This is a genomic window from Candidatus Leptofilum sp. (assembly GCF_965223285.1).
In the GTDB taxonomy this organism is placed as follows: domain Bacteria; phylum Chloroflexota; class Anaerolineae; order Promineifilales; family Promineifilaceae; genus Leptofilum.
The window spans coordinates 3810433-3829350 of the sequence record NZ_OZ244997.1 but is presented as its reverse complement, the minus strand read 5'-3'; the positions used below and the strand labels follow the sequence as shown (position 1 = coordinate 3829350).

15 protein-coding genes and 1 tRNA gene are annotated in these 18918 nt (G+C 53.2%); 7 read left to right on the top strand and 9 right to left on the bottom strand.

Going from position 1 to position 18918, the window contains the following annotated elements; translation table 11 throughout:
- Window positions 1–60 precede the first annotated feature (60 nt).
- Window positions 61–702 (top strand): hypothetical protein, encoded by a 642-nt coding sequence (locus ACOQPU_RS17285; RefSeq protein ID WP_420641076.1) that lies wholly within the window; start codon window positions 61–63, stop codon window positions 700–702.
- A 175-nt stretch (window positions 703–877) separates the two neighbouring features.
- The gene (locus tag ACOQPU_RS17280; RefSeq protein WP_420641075.1) at window positions 878–1747 is read left to right on the top strand and encodes a hypothetical protein; all 870 of its coding nucleotides are present in this window, start codon (window positions 878–880) and stop codon (window positions 1745–1747) included.
- Here the strand turns inward: ACOQPU_RS17280 and ACOQPU_RS17275 are convergent.
- The 9 genes from ACOQPU_RS17275 to ACOQPU_RS17235 all read right to left on the bottom strand — a co-directional run bounded on the left by ACOQPU_RS17275 (window position 1744) and on the right by ACOQPU_RS17235 (window position 10418).
- Window positions 1744–3351 (bottom strand): NAD(P)H-hydrate dehydratase, encoded by a 1608-nt coding sequence (locus ACOQPU_RS17275; protein WP_420641074.1) that lies wholly within the window; start codon window positions 3349–3351, stop codon window positions 1744–1746. The two genes, ACOQPU_RS17280 and ACOQPU_RS17275, sit on opposite strands and share 4 nt — an antisense overlap.
- Window positions 3352–3382: 31 nt before the next feature.
- Window positions 3383–4249 carry an alpha/beta fold hydrolase gene (locus ACOQPU_RS17270; protein ID WP_420641073.1) on the bottom strand — a complete coding sequence of 289 codons (867 nt, stop codon included), beginning with the start codon at window positions 4247–4249 and terminating at the stop codon, window positions 3383–3385.
- Window positions 4250–4261: 12 nt separating this feature from the next.
- Window positions 4262–5263, bottom strand: a complete 1002-nt coding sequence (locus ACOQPU_RS17265) for an NAD-dependent epimerase/dehydratase family protein (protein ID WP_420641072.1) — start codon at window positions 5261–5263, stop codon at window positions 4262–4264.
- 87 nt (window positions 5264–5350) lie between these two features.
- Window positions 5351–5423 (bottom strand) — tRNA-Arg (locus ACOQPU_RS17260).
- A gap of 41 nt (window positions 5424–5464) precedes the next feature.
- A complete protein-coding gene (locus ACOQPU_RS17255) occupies window positions 5465–6169 on the bottom strand; it encodes a MoaD/ThiS family protein (protein ID WP_420641071.1) in 705 nt (234 codons plus the stop codon).
- A gap of 112 nt (window positions 6170–6281) precedes the next feature.
- Complete coding sequence (locus ACOQPU_RS17250) at window positions 6282–6728, bottom strand: hypothetical protein (RefSeq protein ID WP_420641070.1); 447 nt, start codon at window positions 6726–6728, stop codon at window positions 6282–6284.
- 28 nt (window positions 6729–6756) lie between these two features.
- Window positions 6757–8340, bottom strand: a complete 1584-nt coding sequence (locus ACOQPU_RS17245; protein WP_420641069.1) for a hypothetical protein — start codon at window positions 8338–8340, stop codon at window positions 6757–6759.
- 224 nt (window positions 8341–8564) lie between these two features.
- On the bottom strand, window positions 8565–9965 hold the full coding sequence (locus ACOQPU_RS17240) for a LysM peptidoglycan-binding domain-containing protein (protein ID WP_420641068.1): 1401 nt from the start codon (window positions 9963–9965) through the stop codon (window positions 8565–8567).
- Window positions 9966–10028: 63 nt separating this feature from the next.
- Window positions 10029–10418: a DUF192 domain-containing protein gene (locus tag ACOQPU_RS17235; RefSeq protein WP_420641067.1), complete on the bottom strand. Its 390-nt coding sequence runs from the start codon at window positions 10416–10418 to the stop codon at window positions 10029–10031.
- A 196-nt stretch (window positions 10419–10614) separates the two neighbouring features.
- Between ACOQPU_RS17235 and ACOQPU_RS17230 the strand changes: the two genes are divergently transcribed.
- The 5 genes from ACOQPU_RS17230 (at window position 10615) to ACOQPU_RS17210 (ending at window position 18835) form a co-directional block, all read left to right on the top strand.
- Window positions 10615–11265 carry a hypothetical protein gene (locus ACOQPU_RS17230; RefSeq protein WP_420641066.1) on the top strand — a complete coding sequence of 217 codons (651 nt, stop codon included), beginning with the start codon at window positions 10615–10617 and terminating at the stop codon, window positions 11263–11265.
- A 216-nt stretch (window positions 11266–11481) separates the two neighbouring features.
- A complete protein-coding gene (locus tag ACOQPU_RS17225; protein ID WP_420641065.1) occupies window positions 11482–11916 on the top strand; it encodes a cupin domain-containing protein in 435 nt (144 codons plus the stop codon).
- Window positions 11917–12021: 105 nt separating this feature from the next.
- Entirely contained in the window at window positions 12022–13371 is a 1350-nt protein-coding gene (locus ACOQPU_RS17220) for an ATP-binding protein (RefSeq protein ID WP_420641064.1), read from the top strand.
- Between the two features lie 229 nt (window positions 13372–13600).
- Entirely contained in the window at window positions 13601–15727 is a 2127-nt protein-coding gene (locus tag ACOQPU_RS17215) for a GAF domain-containing sensor histidine kinase (protein WP_420641063.1), read from the top strand.
- Window positions 15728–15916: 189 nt separating this feature from the next.
- A complete protein-coding gene (locus ACOQPU_RS17210; RefSeq protein WP_420641062.1) occupies window positions 15917–18835 on the top strand; it encodes a VWA domain-containing protein in 2919 nt (972 codons plus the stop codon).
- The last annotated feature ends 83 nt before the right edge of the window (window positions 18836–18918 follow it).

Here is an 18918-nt window from a genome sequence, read left to right as displayed (position 1 = left end):
TTTACACTGCTGAATATAAACGTCTTTTTTTATCAACATTGTTCTGTAAGGAGGTTGCAAATGCAGCAGCGACGTTTTATTGTTGGCAGTTTAATTCTATTTTTCTTTATTCTCACAGGTGGACTAACCAGCTGTGCCTTGTTTGAAAACGCCTCTGGCACCGATCTCACCAACGCCGTGGGCATGAGCAATGAAAATGGTTCGGGTCCAGGCTCAGGCCAATGGGTGCCGCCTGTGCCGCAAAACCGCAATCAATGTTTACAGCTTCATGGGGTGGGCGTCACCCTCAAGGAAAATTTAGATAGCAACGTTGTGGAGATGGAAAGAATCCGCAACCAATGCGTAGATACAACCGGGGCATTTTTGCCTGGCGTTGACCAGGAAGAGTGCATCAAGCGGTATGATCAATTCTTTGCCCCAGCAGAACTCATTTTGGCGGACCTCATTGTTGGAGGCACGCGGTATGAAGATAGCTGCATCTCCGCTGATGAAGACAATACGCTACCACCTTGGCCGGAATTAGCCGAGAAAGAAGGGGAGGAAGAAGCACCAAAGGCAACGGCCGTACCTGAAGCAACCAAAGCACCAGAAACCGGCACTGGCTCCAGCGGCGGGTCCACCTGCTGCTGGTGTTTAACCTGCACCCACCGAATCGACACGGGCTACATCATGCGGCCGTTAATTATCTCACCAAAAGGCTAAATTTCTGATTCCGAATGTTTTGTAGCCACAGTTCTTGAAAATCTTAATTGCAGTATGAGACTGTGGCTACAATCAGCCAAAATATGTTGCTTCGCAGAATTAAATGAGTAAGATGGGTTAGAACCTCGGTTTCAAAAGTCCATTTTATTCACCGACTCAAACCTAAGGAATTTCAATGCCCGTTTCTTCAGCAAACCTTGCTTCACCCTTGCCATCTGATTCAAACTCAATTCAAGAATTCGCCCACTTGCAGTCAAAGCACAAACAAGTATACGTCATAATCTCCCCCCCAAGGTGCAGCTCAACCGCATTTTCTAGGGTTTTTTGGGAGCAACCTTCTATTCGATATTACAGCCATGAACCATTCGAGGTAACTTACTATGACGATGAGGGGTTGGCATCTGTGCTGGAAAAATTGAATAAGCCGCTAGATTTACTTAACATCGAGCGCATTCAAGATAGTTCTGGCAGCAGCTTGCTGATAAAAGAAATGCCTTATCAGGTAGGGAAGAACTTCCCGATCTTGTTTGAACTTGCCAGTAAGCCCATCATCTTCCTAATTCGTGATCCAAGGTTGAATATTGCCTCTAGAATTGAGAAAAAACGCATGGTGGGTGAAAGTATATTTTTTCCTCATATTGAGACTGGTTGGGAATTGCTCCAGAAGAAAATCACATATTGTGAGAGGCAGGCAATCCCTCACATGATTGTGGATTCTACCGACTTTAGAAATCATCCGAATGAGATGTTCCCCCAAATTTTTGCCCAATTTATGTTGCCCTTTTCTGCCGACATGCTGGCGTGGAACCCTTGTGAGGATGCGGTTAACCTCGACAATTTAGATGGGAAGCATCAACATCTTTACGCCAGGGTGCTAAACAGCAATGCTTTACAACCTGCCACGGAAGCCATTCCAGAAATTGATGAATTTCCTGAAGAACATGATATTCGTGAGCATGTTGAATTTTGCCTGGACATTTACAAGACGCTAAAAGGGTCGCCCAACAGAATTCGCCCTCAAACTTTGTCCGTGGCTACTACCTAAAACAACGCGACTGCGTTTGGAATGTGGTTTGCAATTTCAGCGGCCAGTAAGCCGCGATCTTGGCCGCTGATTTTGCCAGCCAGCCCATGCAGAAAAGCTCCCAGGCGGGCAGCATCGTATGGTGACACTCCTTGCCCCAGCAGTGCGGCAATGATGCCGCTGAGTACATCGCCGCTGCCGCCAACGGCCAATACGGGGCTAGCAAAGGGCAGCAGGGTAGCACGGCCGTTTGGCGATGCAACCATCGTATAGGCCCCCTTCAGCAGCACGACCTGGTTCCACTTTTGGGCCTGCTCCAGTGCCACTTCGATGCGATCGCGCTTTTTCAGTTCTGCCAGCGGGATGCCCATCAGCCGCGCCATTTCGGCCGGGTGTGGGGTAAGGACGCAGTTCTGGGGTAGTCGTTCCCACCACTTTTCTAATCGCGCTAAACCGTTCAGTCCGTCAGCATCAATCACCATTGGCACGTTTGGGGCAGTGGCGTCGGTGGGGAAAAGGGTGGTGATAAAGTCGTCGGCGTCGCCCAGGCCAGGGCCGATGAGCAGGGCGTCGTAGTTGGTGGCGGTTTGGTGGATAGTTTGGGCAGTAACGGCCGTTAACGCCCCATCTTCCTCCACTTCTGCATACGTCGCCTCTGGCAGCGCAATGGAGATACCCTGCCGCAAGGCAGTTGGCACGGCTAGCGTTACTAAGCCCACCCCGGCGCGAAAGGCTCCCCGCGCCGCCAGCAGCGGTGCGCCACGATATTTATCGCAGCCAGCGGCGATGAGCAGCTTACCAAAGGTGCCTTTGTGTCCATCCTTGGGTCGGGAAGGCAGCAGGTCGCGAGCCATCTCCAGCGTAGCTACCTCAATTGGCACGTCGGCCACCATTTGTGGCGTGATGCCAATATCTGCCACGACCAGCTCGCCAACGGCCGTTGCCCCCGGAAAGACAAAATGCCCACGTTTCGGCCCGGCAAAGGTCACGGTGAGATCGGCCGGGGGAGCCAGTGGATCAAGCTCGCCCGTGTCACAGTTGAGGCCGCTGGGACAGTCTATGGCGACTGTGACCGGGTGACCGGGTGAAGGAGTCACTTTGTCAGAAAAATTAGTAAGATTGGTTAACGGAGAATGTGCTGCCTCAGCTAAATCCGCCCGGCGTTCGGTGAGGCCAACGGCCGTTTGCTGCATCAGCTTGGCCAAATCACCGGTGATGGGACGGGTAACGCCAGTGCCTAACAGCCCGTCGATTAGAATGTCGGTGATGCGCAGCCGGGTGCGCAAAACGCGAAACCGTTGGTCAAAGCCAGCATCTATGGCAAAGAGGCCCATCTGCTGAATTTTGGCGTAATTTTCATCAGTGGCGGGATCGCGCGGCTTGAAGAGGTAAAAGGCAACATCAGCCCCGGCTTCAGCCAGGTAACGGCCTGCTACAAGGCCATCACCGCCGTTGTTGCCGGGGCCAACCAACACCAGCACGCTAGCGTTTTCCACCGACCAACGCGCCATGATGGCTTCAGCGAGGCCACGCCCGGCAGTTTCCATCATTTGAGCGTAGGCGTTACCTTGAGAATCGGCCGTTTTTTCAGCGGCCACCATTTGTTCAACCGTAAAAAGTTTCATATGGGTGATCTGCTTTGTTTGCTCACGCAGTTCAGCGGTTGCTGGGTACCTGGGCAAACAAAAATGCCTCAATTTGCGGAATTAATTGGTTGCTATGAACCACGAAGAAGATATGCCCACCATCCGACATCTCCACAAAATGTGCATCGGGCAGCGATGTTGCCAAGGTTTGTGCATGAGCAACTGGTGCCAGGGGATCGTTGACGGTGTGGCCAATGAAAACAGGAACAGTGAGTGCATAATTTGGCTCTTCGGGAAGCGCATTGATTTGCTCATGGTCGAGGCGCATCCCTTTACGGCGTTGGCTGGCATTTGTAATTGGCCTGTAAATACCTTGTACAACGCGGCGCAAATGAGCATCCTGTAGCACTCTTTTGGCCTGAGCTGCGGTTAGGCCATTAGAACGCACCAACTGCTTTAAGCCATATTTATAAGCGAATCGCCACAGCCAATCGGCACGCATCATCACATCTTGAAACCGAATCATTGCCCGAAAAAAGGCAGGCATTGGGGGCGGGGCGGCAATGATGGCCGAGAGTAAGACCAACGCCCAGCAGCGATCAGGATAATTTTGGGCAAAGCAGATGGCAGCTGGGGCACCGCCAGATAGGCCTAAAATCGCGGCCTTGGCAATGCCTTCAGAATCAAGCAGTTCAACAAAGGAGCGTGCTTGCTCGTTGGGGGTGCGCCCGGTAGAAGGCGCAGAACGAAGGTAGCCAGCACGCGACACAGGGACGAAACAAAACTTCTCCTGGTTAAAGAGGCCAACAATGGCCAGGCTCTGGTCGTACCCGCCCAAAGTGCCGTGAGATACCAACACGGCAGGGCCTTTTCCAGCAAGCGTATACTCAATTTGTCCACCAGAAACAGTTGCAAGTTGGCTCGTTCGGTTTTTCATTTTACAGGTTTCCTATCGTCGCTTCTTGAGTAAGCCTTGCTGCCAGTACCATTCTAATGTTTGCCTGGCCCCCTCGGCAAATGGGGTTGGTTGAAAACCAAGTGCGTTAGCTGCTTTTTGGTAAGAAACATGCCAATCCTGAAAAACGTATGGGGCCATGTTGATGGGGTAAAACGGCTCGCGCTCGGTGTATTTGGAGAGCGCGGTCCAGGTGCGGGCCAGTAGCAGCACCATCCAGGTGGGGAAGTTAAGCCGCCAGTTGCCAATGCCTGCCAGCTCATTGACAATGGCGTTGACGCGGTTATGCTCCAGTGATTCGCCGCAAATGTTGTAGGTTTCGCCAGAACGGCCGTTCCGCAAAGCCAACTCCACCCCTTGCACCACATCCGGCACAAAAACAGGGAAGGTAATGTGACGGCCGTTGTCTACCTTAATGCGCCACCCTTTTAACGGTTCCTCGAAGAAGAGGCGGTTAAAGGCGTACCGTCCCCATGGGCCATAAAACGCGCCGGGGCGCAAGATAATGGTGGGTAAGCCGTCATTTTTGTGTGTTGCCAGCACGCGCTTTTCAGCCTCTAGCTTGCTTTGCTGGTACGGCTCCAGCGGGTTGCAGGGCGTGGTTTCATCAATGGGGCGGTTTGTCGGGGGCTTGCCAACGACGGCAATGGAGGAAATATGGATGAACCGCTGGATGGGATGTTGCTTGGCGGCTGCTTTGCAGGCTTGCAGAACGGCCGTTGTGCCCTCTACATTGGTGCGCCAAAACTCATCCCTCTCCCCCCAAAAGCGAAACAGCCCTGCCGCATGGATAATTTGCTCGCAGCCAGCACACGCTTGCCTAATCGCAGCCACGTCGGTAATGTCGTCGGCGTAGGCCAACTCCACGCCCTGCGCTTGCAAAAATTGCGTATCGCTGCTGGGTCTCACCACCGCACGCAGCGAGTGACCCAGCTGCACCAAACGGGGAACAAGATGTCGGCCTAAAAAGCCTGTTGCGCCTGTGATTAAAATCATAAGGAGTGTGTCGGTGTGCAGGTGTTTAAGTCTTCAGGTGTGCAAAGATTATTTTCAACTTAAACAGTTGTACACTTTTGAGAGAGGTACCCCAGGAGGGAATCGAACCCCCAACCTACAGATTAGAAGTCTGTTGCTCTATCCGTTGAGCTACTGGGGCAAGCTGTTAGGCGGCAATTCTAAACGGCAACGGTGGGGGCGTCAACTTTGCCTAAGAGCCAAAGCCGCAGGCACAATTTCAGCCAGAAAACGGCCGTTTTCCATCAAATTAAACAAGCTATCCAAATCTGGCAAAATGTCGTTGGCTGTGAAGCGAATGGCCCAATGATGGACAAACGGCGTAATGGCAATGATGTAGGTATTGCTCTGGTACGCTTGCCACATCTCCATCGCGGTACCCATGCTGGGCAGCGGCAGATAGGCAATGAGCAAATCCGACTCACTGGCTTTGTTGGTCATGGTGAGGAAGGTGTGGCGCGCCTGCGCCTCTGTGTAGTTGACGCTGTTGGGATTTTCCGCCCACGGGTCAATAAGCTGCACGTCAGGAACCTGTTCCTGCAATCGCTGGCTAATTTGCAGGCGATAATTTTGGCTTTCAATTTGGGTATCTCGGCGATTGGCCTGCATCACTCCCGCAATAAAAACGCGCAGCGGCTCACTGCCCCCAGCCGACGGCGGGAAAAGGCTCACCTGATCACGGTCCTGTAGGACAGTGTCCAGTTCGGCTGTTTCATTGTTGATGGCCACAATCGTCAGTAACCCTTCTTCAATTCCCAGCGCGTTGGCAATGTGAACGGCCGTTGCCCCCGCAGGCAAGCGCATCTCAAAGGCATGATGCGGTAAGCCCGGTGCCTCTGCCGGGCGATTGGCTCGCAACATACCGTACAGTTTTACATCTATCTTCACGAAGCTCTCCAAATGATCGCATTTTATGTGCTAAGAAAGCGCGGCTACGGAAAACAAAAACCGCCGAGCCTGGAAGCACCAAACTCGACGGTTGTAAAAAGCCAATCAAACATCAATCTTCCAAAATAGGCCGCACGCCCTGGTAAATTTTGGGGCCACCCATTGTTTTAATAATTGTTCTGGGGGAACGCTGTACCTTTTCAGCAATTTCTGTGGCGGTCATTGGCTTGTTGGCGTTGGCCAGCAGCACACAAAAAACTGCATCCACCAATGAGGTGCGGGTGACAAAATCATCTGGCACCTGGCTGAAGTACGCCTGAACCACGTATTGAAAGCCATCTACACGGCTCACTTCACCGGTTTCGGCATCGACCAAATCCACTTCGTCGGTTTCGCTTTCCAGGTTAATATCTTCACCTATGTCCAGACGGGTGAGCAAATATGTTTTCAGGTCCAGGTCAGATTTATCCCACCAGTCGTAGTCGATGTAAAAGCGGGTATCCGGCGTGGCTCGTTTGAGCATAGACGGATTGAGTTTTGGTCGTGGACTTTTAGCCAAAGTAATTCTCCATATCGGTCAAAAAAGATCAGGCACCATTTTGCCAGCGGTTGCGGTCAAACTGCCAGTAATGATCGCCAACGGGCACAAAGGCTTGATGACGTACCAGTTCGGCAAAGAGCGGTCCGGGCGGTACGCGGCGCAGCATGTTAATGGCACTGTACAGCGTTTTTGCATGAACAGCACTTTGCGGCGTGAGATCGGACAGTTTGGGGAAAATCTCGGCCAGCAATGAGGAAACAGTGCGCTGCTGGCTGTCGGCGCGACGCCAAAGTGCGTCGATGGCGGCAACCACATCAGTGCCTACAATCATCAAATCATCAAAACCACACCCCACAGAGCGGCGTTGCAGCTCAAACTGGATGCGGTTGTCTACAGCCGTTGCCAAACGTATCCATTCCCGCTGCGGCCGGCGGCGATCAAAGCCGAGGCTCAGTACACCCGGTTCTGGGCCAGGATTTATATGCACAAAGCCGCCAATAGGGATGCCGTTTTTCTCGTACCAGCTACCTAACCCGTAGATGTAGCGGGCTTCTTGTACCACCCAACCCACAACTTCCTCCTCCGTTTGGTCGTCAATGAAGATGACGCGCTGGCGGGGGGAGTTACTGGGGGGGAACAACGGCCGTATCCGGGAACTCAATGGAATCACCCCGGCGTGACGGTGCGGAAACATGAGCGTAAAGACCACTGGCTGCGGCGAGGCTGGCTCTTTCAGATCAGACCATTCATCATCCAGTTCGCGCTCAAGCAGCAGCAGTTGCGGGCTAAGTAATGCCCGGTCATGCGGAATTGGCTGGTAATTGAGCCGTTCTGGCGTGGTGCGCACTTCATCTGGCTCCAGGCGATTCAGGAACCAGGCCGCTGCGTCTTTGGGGGCTACCTCATCAAAGCGCGGGTCTTCCAGTAGGTGGTAATTTAGCGAAAAGTGCTGAACGGACGGGTCTAGCGAGGGATCCATGTCTAAATGCGGCACAATTTCCTCGGTGGGCAGCGGGCCACCTTCGTTAATTTCTAATACCGCTTCGGTCAAATGCAGGTGCCCGGCATTCACTTCGGCCATGAGCTGCTTTACAAACCAGACGTCTCCCAGCTTAACAAATTCGGCGCGGTCAACCAATTCTTGGGCAACGGCCGTTTTCACCCAATCGCCATATTTCACCACCAGTTCATCTACATCTACCTGCAACAGCTCTTCCACCGCGTTGCCATTGTCGGCATTTAGGGCATGGTCTGGCTGGAGTGCAGCGGCAAACTCGCGTGGGGAATTCTCCACCGTCACGGTAATCACTTTGAACTGTCCATCATGTGGATTGTAACCATCCCGTACGGCCGTCACATCCCCGTGGGCAAATTGCAGCGCCGGAAACACCAGCTTGTCGCCAATGTCGTAACTGTTTTGTGGCTGGTAAACGGTGCGGCCTGATAACTTCTTTTTTACCTGACTGGCTTCTTCCGCAACGCGGTACGCCATGATCATGCGAGTAATATCATCTGCCGTTTGCGGCCGTTCCACCTCTAAAAAGTGGTTATAAATTTGTTCGATATCTGTGTCGGTTAGGGCAAAATCCACTCCCCAATAAGTTTCAGTCTGGGTTCGAGGCTGAATCACAACAATCTCCTCATTGACAGGGAAAATTTGGTTTTTTGGGCGTTGGCCAAAAAGATGAATTTTTTGAATAGCAAGGCCATCGCTTACGGAAGCACTCCCTGTTTGGGATTTTTTCGTTAAGTGCTTCGTTTACGGCCGTATAAGACGGACAAATGCACAACGCAGGATTATACCAACCTGCCCCCCCTACGCCAACGCGCGCACGCTCACCAAATTGGTCTGCGTTACGGAAAAGGCGTCTCCAGCCACTGCAAACCGTTAACTGGCACCCCATGCACACGTAAATCCCAATGCAAATGCGGCCCCGTTGAGAGGCCTGTCGAGCCGCCAGCGGCAATGGCTTGGCCGGCAACAACCACATCCCCAACCGCCACAAACGTTTCTGAGAGATGAAAATACGCGGAAAGTATCCCCTGTCCATGATCCAAAATGACAGTGTTGCCGCGCAATTCCAGAAAATCGTTAAAAACTACCGTTCCGTTCGCCGGAGCCAATATGGGGGTGCCAATCGTCCCGGCAAAATCGACGCCTGAATGGTAAATGGTGACAGGTGCCCCATTGTAAGAGCGTGCGTCGCCGTATGGGGCGGTGACAATCGTCGGCGTGACGGGCGAGGTGAACAGCCCCTCCCACTGGCGCGTTTCGCTACTTGTCAGGTAGATGGTTGCCAGCATTTCATCTTCCTGCTGGCGCAGCTCCGGGTTGTCGTCGAGGGGGATTTGCTGCAGGGCATAATTGCCGGGATTGACCAGCACCTGCTGTGCAAACGGCCGCCACGGACGACTGCCGGAGCCTTCCAAACGCAGCGCAAAAAGTCCTGGCTCGGCAAAGGCATCTATACCAACCAGGGCGGCAAACCCGTCATCTTGGGGGAAAAATTGCAGGAGCTGGTTGCCAAACTGGCCAGACGGCCGGCCGTCTAGCTCATTCTCCACGTAAATGGAAACGGTATTGCCTGGTATGATGGGAAACGGCCGTATGACCACCTGCTGCCACTCGCCACTCAAATATTGGTACGGCGTATCGCCAGGAATGCGCAAACGCTGCCCAGAGAGCAGGTACGCTGGGTAAGATAGGTCGTTGGCAGCCGCCAATGCTGCCGGAGAGATATTGTGTTGGGCCGCAATGGTGATGAGCGTCTCGCCAGGGGCGACGACATGGGGCGTGCCTGTGACATTCTGAGGCAATGCCGAGCCGGTACGGCTCACCACAGTAATCGTTTGGCCAACGGCGGGTGGCTGTGAGGGATTGATCATCCGGTTTGTTTGTAGGATGGCGCTAGGGGTGGTGTTGAAAACGGCCGCAACCTGCGCGAATGTGTCTCCGCCAACCAATGTATAAACTGTAGCAACTGCTTCCCCTTCCCCACCAGGAACAATGAGCGTCTGCCCTACAAATAAATTGTCGGCATTAGGCAGGCCGTTCAACGCCAGCAAATCGTCCACGCTAATTTCGTACAAGCTGGCAATGTAGGTTAGATTTTCTCCCTCAGCAACGGTGTGGACGCGGGGAATTGGGTTACTCGCTTCATCTGGGGACGGTTCCGGTGTGGGATCGGCCGTTTGCGCCAGCACAGGCAGCGGAAGCAATAAAAGCAGTAGCAAAATAAGTCCGATACGTTTCATAAAAAACGCCCAGCCATAAATGGCCTGGGCTACCTATGAAAGCCCCCAACGGGGCTTCCCCAACTAGCCGGGGGCTTCAGCCCCTGGCGGATTTACAAATTGAATGTGGTCGCCTACCTTGACCTTGTTCACCAGCTCTGGCTGGCCCTCAATAACGTAACGGGCAGGTGCAGGCGGCATGTAAGAGAGACGCCAGGGTTGAGCCACGACAGTGCCAACAACTTCGCCAGCATCATTCACCCAAATGACGCCCAGGTCAAAAAAGACAAAGAGCATGTGGATGGCACTGTTCACCCGGTTGTCTTTGGCCTCAACCAGCACCAGGCCATCCTGCGACCCCAGCCTGCGCCGAAAGGTGAAGCCACGCAGCTTGCTGCCAAAGCCATCGCACCATTTGGCCTGCGGTATGAGAATCTCGCCGCTTTCTACATGAACAATCTGTCGTGTACCCATCGGCTGGAAGTATAGTGAAGGGGTGAAGGGGTGACAAGGTGACTGGGTTCTGCGAATGCTTGGTGAACCGGAAAACGGTCTCATAACTGGTTAAAGCAAAAATGAATATCGCTCAACGATTGCCAGACGCGGGATTGACAGCCTTAGGAGTCGTCAAAGTATACTTTGTGTCTGTATTGCACAAGGTGAGGTAAATATGCGCCTACAAATTTTTCTATTGCTAGCAGCTATAGCTTTTTTATTTGGTTGTGATGTAGAGCAACAGTCTATTGCCGATCCAGAGACAACGCCAACCGTCGCTTTACAAACGAATAGTATTAAAATTGACCGAGAGTATCTACCGCCCGCCATGAATGAGGAAACTGGAGCGGTTGATGATTATCTCATGGTGCCGCATCTGATCGCACCTGCTGAATTGTATGAGGATCAACCCACAGACACCTCGATCACGGGTGTAGCTGGCTTCCCGGTAGCACGTCTGGCTAACACGCAGACCGCAGATGTACAGCGTATGGCAATATTTGTGGCAGAAAGCGGCGCGTTTACCGATGAAGACGCAGTAGGTTTTGGTATTCTCTCTAGCATTCGGTACACGTTTGGGGACGGCCGTACCCTCTACATCTCCACAACCCATCTTTCACCAGCGGCTATGGAGCAGACAATTTCCTTTAGTGGGAGTGTCGTTATGCTACCTACCCAAGGTGAAGCGTGGCTGGATATGGGCTTGGGCTTACCCACTACGCCGCGAAGCCTCAATTTTGTCAAAGATGGTTTCATCATTACGGTGACAGGCGACGTCAATAGAGAAGAGCTGATATCTGTTGCCGATCAACTTGTGCTTGAGTAGAGCTCCTGTCGTAAATAGTTTGGATATGAAGGAATCGGAACGCATACGGCCGTTTCCACAACTTGGCACATCGAAATGGCTGAGGAGTATAATATTGATCGTCACAACTTCTGCTATAATTCTGCCATGTTAACATAAATACCTAGACAGCGATTGGCATTTCTGGCAGAAGCCCTGACAAGTCAACCTGTCCACATAACCTTATTGAGTAATCAGATGAATCTTGCCGAACTGGTCATAAAACCTGCACAAGGTACCACCTGGGAGCTTGGGGGCACAATCACCTGCAAGGTGGCTGGTGCTCAAACGGCTGGGGCTTATTCCCTGCTGCTGATCTTGCTGGAGAAAGGGCAAGGTGCACCCTGGCACATCCATCAGCGTGAAGATGAACTGTTTTACATCTTGGAAGGGGCCTGCACCTTTGGCCTTGGCGATGAAGTTGTGGTGGCTGAAGCCGGAACAACCGTCATCCTCAAAAAGGGTCTGGCACATTTTTTCAGGAATGATGACGCCACTCCTATGAAAGCCCTCATTACGGCCGTTCCCGGCGGGCTGGACAGGTACTTTGCCGAAGTAACCCGTGCCGTTGCCTCTAATAACCTCGACGAAATAAAGAATATCAATCGCAAGTATGAAATCCAGTTCCTCTAAGTTCATAATCGCCAGCAAAACAAGACGTTAGCTAAAACGGCCATTCTCCACGCCCCTCCCAATAAATGTGACACTAATCGCCACAACTTCTGCTATAATTATGTCATGTTAAAACAAAAGCCTGGACAGCGGTTGGCATTTCTGCCAGAAGTAGATGCAGAACATTTGGCAGCTTGCCTGGTGGCTCTAGCCAACGGTGATGGGGGTTTGATTGTGCTGGGGCTAAACGAAAACGGCCGTCCCGTCAATGACATCTGGGAAGAAGAGGCGGAAGGGGCTTTGCTGGAAGCCGCCCGGCTTTGCCGTCCCCCGGTGCCCACCCAATGGCAGCAGGTAGAAACGCCGCAAGGCACGCTCATTGGCATTGAGGTGCCGCGCAGCACCGATTTACACACATTGGATGACGGCCGTGTGCTCGTGCGCAGCGGCACGGCCAACCGCCCCCTGACGGGTGACGAAGTGCGCAATTTGGCCAACAGCAAAAATACGGCCGAATATGAAACCGAACTCGTCCCCGGCGCACGGTACACCGACCTGGACACATCTATCGTGCAGGATTATCTGGACCGCCGCGAACAACGAGGTCAGGGGCGTACGCTTTCCGCCCGCGAACTGCTGTTTGAAATTGGGGCAACGGATCGAAATGGGCATCCAACCACGATTGGCATTTTGCTGTTTGCGCGTAATCCGCAAATGTTTTTCCCGCAAAGTGGCATCGTGTTTGTAAAGTTCCCCGGCACAGAACCACGTGGCGAGGATGGTGGCATTGGTTACGGCCGTCGCGATGAGATCATCGGGCCAGCAGCACGCGTCATTGAACGCACCTGGAATATCATCTTTGAAGAGATGCGCGTTGGGGCCACCGTCAATCAGCTAGAGCGAGAAGAGCTGCTAGAGTACCCTCGCTTTGCCGTGCGTGAGGCACTGGTTAACGCCGTCGCCCACCGCGACTACCGCATCCAGGGGCGGCGCATCGAAATCCGCATGTATGCCAACCGGCTAGAGATCATCAGCCCTGGTGGCTTGCCCGGCTACATGACGTTAGATAATCTCGTCGAAGAACATTTTTCCCGTAATCCGCGCCTGGTTAACGGCCTCTACCAATGGGGCTACATCGAGGAACTGGGGTTAGGCATTGATCAAATGATTGAAGAGATGACCCAGGCCGGCCACAAGCCTCCAGACTTCAAGGCAACGCCACATCTCTTTACCGTAACTCTGCACAACAAGCGGCAGCGGCAGCCTACGCCTAAATGGACCAAAAGCATGAACGAGCGGCAAACGCGGGCGCTTACCTACGTGCGTGAAAATGGCTCCATCACCAACCGCGAATACCAAAAACTATGCCCCAACGTTTCTGCCGAAACCCTGCGACTTGACCTGGTTGATCTGGTCGATCGCGGCATCCTGCTCAAAATTGGCTCCAAAAAAGGCACGCATTACATTTTGAAATAACCCAATTTATCCCAAATTTATCCCAAGTTTGCTTTTGGGATAAGTTGGATAATAGGTAAAATCTCCCCTATATATCCCCAGATTTATCCCAATTTCCCAAATTTTGTAAGATTAAAAGTTGGTATAATGGCGCACACTATAAAGAAACGGAGCAAGGATTGGGCCTGAGTAAATGACCCTAACGCAGCAATTCTTAATTATTTCGACTTTGCCTTTGAGTTTTATTGGCATGATCGTGTATTTATGGCGGGCACGGCTGAAAAGACGGCCGTTATTTTTTCGTTGGTCGCTTACGTTGCTGTCGGCAGCGGTGTGGGCTAGCAGCGTCATTCGTTTTTTTGGCGGCAACAACTTCTCCGTAAACCTCATCTACAGTTGGGGGATTGTGGGAAACTATGCGCTGAGTTTAACGGCCGTACTCCTCCTCTACACTACCCTCACATTCTTACCGATTCCGCGTGGCTTTGGCCAAATTGGGCTTACCCTAAGTCTGCTGCTTTGGGGCATTTCTATTCCCCTGGACCCTAATATTTGGCCCAACGTCTTCTCAAACTTCACGTTGCTGGGCCAATCCATCCGCCAGTTTGATATTTGGGCTTCCGTTTGGATCGCTAGCTGGGTGCTTCCGACTGTGGCTACCTGGATGCTCACGCAAAAGCTCAACAGCAACTTGCCTCCCTCACTGTTTCGTAACCAGGTGCAATATTGGCTCCTGGTTGTGCTGCTGCTGGCACTGGGCAGTGGGCTAGGCTCGGTGCAGCAGCCGGGGCAATTAGGTTGGCAGCAGGCGGGCGTTCTGGTGGTGATGTTGGCCGCCCTTACCGGCACTATCAGTCTGGCCAGCACCACCTTGCCCGATTTGCAGCTATCGGTGCGGCAGCTCCTTAGCCGGGTGGTTAGCGGCCTCATTGTGTTTGGCCTAACCTGGGGGGCCTTGACCCTGCTGGTGCGCGCCGTGCGTAACCTTCCCGAAAACACACCGCAAAATGGGGAGATTTTGCTACTTCTGGTGGCCGCTGCGCTGTTTATGGGGCTGTTCACGTTGGTCAATCACTTTATTACGCAGCTCTCAAGCCGCATCTTTGTACCCAACACAATGGGGCAAGAAATGGTTACGGAGGAGTTCAGCAACGCGGTTGGCAATCTGCCAGAACCGGGGCAGCTAGGGCAGCTTTTTCTACGACTGGTGCAGGCAAATCTGGCTACAGATGAGGCGTGGTTATTTACGACAGATGATGGACCCGCAGGCAGACTAATTTTACGGCCGTTAGCCAGCCTGGACAATCGCGCCCTCTCCTCTTTAACCTTGAGCAAAAGTAGCCCCGTAAACCAATTCCTGCGCCAAAATCACGTACCGTTGGTGCAATACGATGTTGACACACTGGAAAAATTTGCGCAGTTGCCAGAGGCAGAACGAACCTCGCTAGACAATTGGAGACGCATTCTGTACAAACCGCTTCACGCTGGCGATAGTCTTATCGGGGTTTTGGCACTTGGCTTAAAAACATCTGGCGGCACGTATGATCAGCCCGATTACGATCTACTGGACAGTATGGCCCGGCAAATTAGCCCGCTGTTGGCCCAGGCAAAAAATATCACCAGCCTGCGCCAAATCAATGAATATGTGTTCCGGCAAAACCAGACGCTCACCCGCGACAAGCAGCATCTACAGGAGTTGGTTGCTCTCTATTCCCAATTTGTCGATTTGATTTCGCCGGAGTTAAGACGGCCGTTCAACACCCTCACCCGCGAAGTTCAACAGCTACAAACCAAAGAGGATGCCACGACCCTGAAGCTCGCCAGCCAAATCGACCAGCAGATAAGCGAAATAAAGTTGCCTATCGAAAAGCTCATCAACATTTCGAGCCGTATCCAGATGCGCAATGCATTTAACTTTCAAATTGTGCGGCTGGATGAAGTTGCTCAACAAGTCATTCGCAACCTGCGGACGATGGCCGAAGCGCGTCGTGTCGTTGTGGAATTTAACGCAACTACCCCGTACACCACCGTGCTGGGAGACGAAGACCAGCTTTTGGAAGCAGCGCAGCATGTGCTTCACAATGCCATCAAGTTCAACAAGATTGGTGGCGTCGTGCAGGTAGAATGCGGTCTCGCAGGGAACGATCTCTATTTGCGCATGGTAGACACTGGCGTCGGCATTCCCCCGGAACGTCTGGAAGATATTTGGTCTGGTCTGGCGAAATTAAAGGCAAACGGCAACGGCCGTTCCGCAGGCATGGGGCTGGCACTAACAAAATTTATCGTAATGGCCCACGGTGGCCGTGTAGATGCCCAAAGCAAGTATGGTGCAGGTTCCGTTTTCACTATCTACCTACCGGTCCATTTTGCCGATTAAGCAAAACACCACATACTACACCTGCACATTCACCTGAGGGGATGGCCTACAGCACATCAAACCCACAACGTACCACTGCGTCGGGCAATCGCACATTAGATAACCGTCAAAAACCATTCCCCAAACCAGTAACATCCCCTATAATGCCCCCAACCGATTATTGATTACTGGCATATTGATTACTGAAACGTGAACTTCACCGCCCCGCTTGCCCTCCTGCTTTTGCTAACAGTTCCCTACTTTTTCTGGCTAGGGCAGCCCCGACGTGCCGCTGGGCGACGCTGGCGCGACTGGGTGAGCCTGGGGTTGCGCACTCTCATTATGCTGCTGCTGGTGCTTAGCCTGGCAGGAACGCAGTTCGTCCGCGCCGCCGACGAACTGGCCGTTGTCTTTTTGGTAGACGCCTCCGACTCCATTAGCCCCACCCAGGCAGAAACGGCCGAATCCTACATTCGCACCTCGTTGGAAAACATGACACCCAACGACCAAGCGGCCGTTATCTTGTTTGGTGCCAACGCATTGGTAGAACGCCCTATGAGCGGCTTGGCTGAACTCGCTCCCGTCAGCTCCGTGCCACAAGCCCTGCAAACCGACATCGCCGAAGCGATCCGCCTGGGCATGGCCCTATTTCCCGCCGGTTCAGCTCGTCGCCTGGTGATTTTGAGCGACGGTACAGCCACCGTGGGCGACGCCAATGAAGCAGCACGGCTGGCGGCCAACAGCGGCGTAGAAATTAGTTATGTGCTGCTGGGGCGTGAAGCCGCTGCCGCCGAAGCATTACTCACCAGCGTCAGCGCACCTACCCGCATTAGCCAGGGAGAAACCTTTCGTCTGGACATTACGGCCGAGAGCAGTGCCGACATGCCCGCCACACTGCGCGTCCTTTCTGGTGGCAACGTGGTGTATGAAGAAGCCGTGCAGCTGCGGCGGGGCACCAATAACTTTGCCGTGCGGTTGCGCGCGTTGGAACAGGAATTTGCCCGCTACCGGGTGCAGCTCACCCCCACCAATGACACCTTCTTCCAAAATAATGAGCTGGCTGCCTACACCGAGATTACCGGTCCGCCGCGCGTGCTGCTGGTAGCCAACGACGGCACGGTAGACGATAATGGCGTTCCTCAGCCAGATGAATCCCCCCAGCTGCTGTTGGCACTGGAGGCAACCGGATTAGTAGTGGATCGCACTACACCGGCCGACTTGCCCGCCAGCCTGGCCGAATTAAGCAATTATGCCAGCGTGATTTTGGTGAACGTCAACGCTAAAAATCTCTCGCCGCGCAAGATGGAAACGCTGCAAAGCTATGTGCGCGATCTGGGCGGTGGACTGGTAGCAGTCGGCGGGCCACAAAGCTACGGCATGGGTGGCTATTTCAAAACGCCGCTTGAAGAAACACTGCCTGTGGAGATGCAAATCAAAGATCAGGAGCGATTCCCCTCGGTGAGCATTGTGATTGTGATTGACCGCTCCGGCAGCATGAGCGCGCTAGAAGGGGGCGTGACTAAAATTCAGCTCGCGGCGGAGGGGGCTGTACGCGTCGTGGAATTGCTCAATGATTTTGATGAGATTGCCGTTTTTCCGGTAGATACCCAGCCGGACAATCCCATCGGGCCGCTGCCAGCAAGCGAGCGGGAAGAAGCAATTAATTTGATTCGGCAAATTGGTGCAGGCGGTGGCGGCATTTATGTGCGAACCGGGCTAGAAGCAGCGGCTGCCGCTTTGGCAGACAGTCCAAATCAGGTGAAGCACGTCATTCTGCTGGCGGACGGTGCTGATTCCGAGCAAAAAGAAGGGGTTGAGCCACTAATTGCTTCTCTGGTAGAGGAAGGGGTTACGGTAACGGCCGTTTCCATTGGCGATGGCCCGGATGTGCCCTGGTTGCAGCAGGTGGCGCAGTGGGGCAACGGCCGTTTCCATTTCACCAACCAGGCGGCCAACCTGCCCCAAATCTTTACGCAGGAAACCACGTCTATCCAGCGAACGTACCTAATTGAAGAGCGGTTCTTCCCCAGCTTGGTAAGCAACAGCCCAATCTTGGCGGGGATTACGGCCGTGCCACCGCTTTATGGCTATGTTGGCACCAGCCCCAAAGACACCGCCCAGGTGGTGTTGAGCTCGGAACAAGGAGACCCTGTGCTGGCCGCGTGGCAATATGGCCTGGGCCGTTCAGTCGCCTGGACGTCTGACGCCACGGGACGTTGGGGGCGTGATTGGGTTCAGTGGGATGGCTTCCCAGCCTTTTGGGCGCAAGCGGTGCGCTGGACCATCTCGCAAGAGCGCGATAGCAATGTAGAAAGTGTGATCACCTACACCGACGAACAGGCAACGCTGACGGTGGACGCACGCGGCAGCAGCGGCGATTTCCTCAATAATTTAACAATGGAAGCCAATGTGGTTACGCCCGATGGCTCGGTGCAAAATATGACTCTGGCTCAAGTCGCCCCCGGCAGGTACGAAGCTGAATTTGAGCCAGAAACAGATGGCGCGTACTTCATTCGCGTGGCTGGCTCTGACGGTACGGAAGAAAATGTGGTGGGGCAAACCAGCGGCTGGGTGCTGGGTTATTCTCCTGAATACCGCGAATTTGAGACGAACCCACAGCTCTTGGAGAACATTGCAGCCGTGACAGGTGGGCAAGATTTAGCAGGTTTGGAAACGGCCGTCTTTGATCACACCCTCCCTTCGGAAGCCACCACTCGCCCCATTTGGACCTGGCTGACGCTGTTGGCGGTGCTGCTCCTGCCTGTAGACATTGCTGTTCGTCGCCTAGTCATCACCCGTCGCGATTGGGAACGCGCCTGGGCGGTGACATTCGGCCGTTTGCAGCCCGCAACGGTGGCACCAACACCGCGCACAGAGCAGGTATCACGGCTGTTTGAGGCCAAGCAACGCGCAGAAAAGAGTACCACATCGCCATCGCCACCCACTCAAGAAGCAGCCCAACCTGTATCAACTAAAGATAAAGAGCCTGCAAGGGCAAGAGTGAATGAGAACAGGACGGCCGTTCAAAAACCTCCTTCTGTAACAAATAAGCCAGTAGAATCAGCCAAACCTGGCACCCTGGCTGCCCGTCTGCTCCAGAAAAAACAGCAGCAGGATAAAGAAACATGACAATAGCCATAGAAATTCACGCAAATTGTCACCTTTGAATTATTGTCTTTTCATCCATAATCTGCATAATTGTCCAAATCTTG

Bases quoted from the DNA above. Each gene is read 5' to 3' on its own strand.
- ACOQPU_RS17285 (WP_420641076.1), top strand. From the start codon at position 61: ATGCAGCAGCGACGTTTTATTGTTGGCAGTTTAATTCTATTTTTCTTT.
- ACOQPU_RS17280 (WP_420641075.1), top strand. From the start codon at position 878: ATGCCCGTTTCTTCAGCAAACCTTGCTTCACCCTTGCCATCTGATTCA.
- ACOQPU_RS17275 (WP_420641074.1), bottom strand. From the start codon at position 3,351: ATGAAACTTTTTACGGTTGAACAAATGGTGGCCGCTGAAAAAACGGCC.
- ACOQPU_RS17270 (WP_420641073.1), bottom strand. From the start codon at position 4,249: ATGAAAAACCGAACGAGCCAACTTGCAACTGTTTCTGGTGGACAAATT.
- ACOQPU_RS17265 (WP_420641072.1), bottom strand. From the start codon at position 5,263: ATGATTTTAATCACAGGCGCAACAGGCTTTTTAGGCCGACATCTTGTT.
- ACOQPU_RS17240 (WP_420641068.1), bottom strand. From the start codon at position 9,965: ATGAAACGTATCGGACTTATTTTGCTACTGCTTTTATTGCTTCCGCTG.
- ACOQPU_RS17235 (WP_420641067.1), bottom strand. From the start codon at position 10,418: ATGGGTACACGACAGATTGTTCATGTAGAAAGCGGCGAGATTCTCATA.
- ACOQPU_RS17230 (WP_420641066.1), top strand. From the start codon at position 10,615: ATGCGCCTACAAATTTTTCTATTGCTAGCAGCTATAGCTTTTTTATTT.
- ACOQPU_RS17225 (WP_420641065.1), top strand. From the start codon at position 11,482: ATGAATCTTGCCGAACTGGTCATAAAACCTGCACAAGGTACCACCTGG.
- ACOQPU_RS17220 (WP_420641064.1), top strand. From the start codon at position 12,022: ATGTTAAAACAAAAGCCTGGACAGCGGTTGGCATTTCTGCCAGAAGTA.
- ACOQPU_RS17215 (WP_420641063.1), top strand. From the start codon at position 13,601: ATGATCGTGTATTTATGGCGGGCACGGCTGAAAAGACGGCCGTTATTT.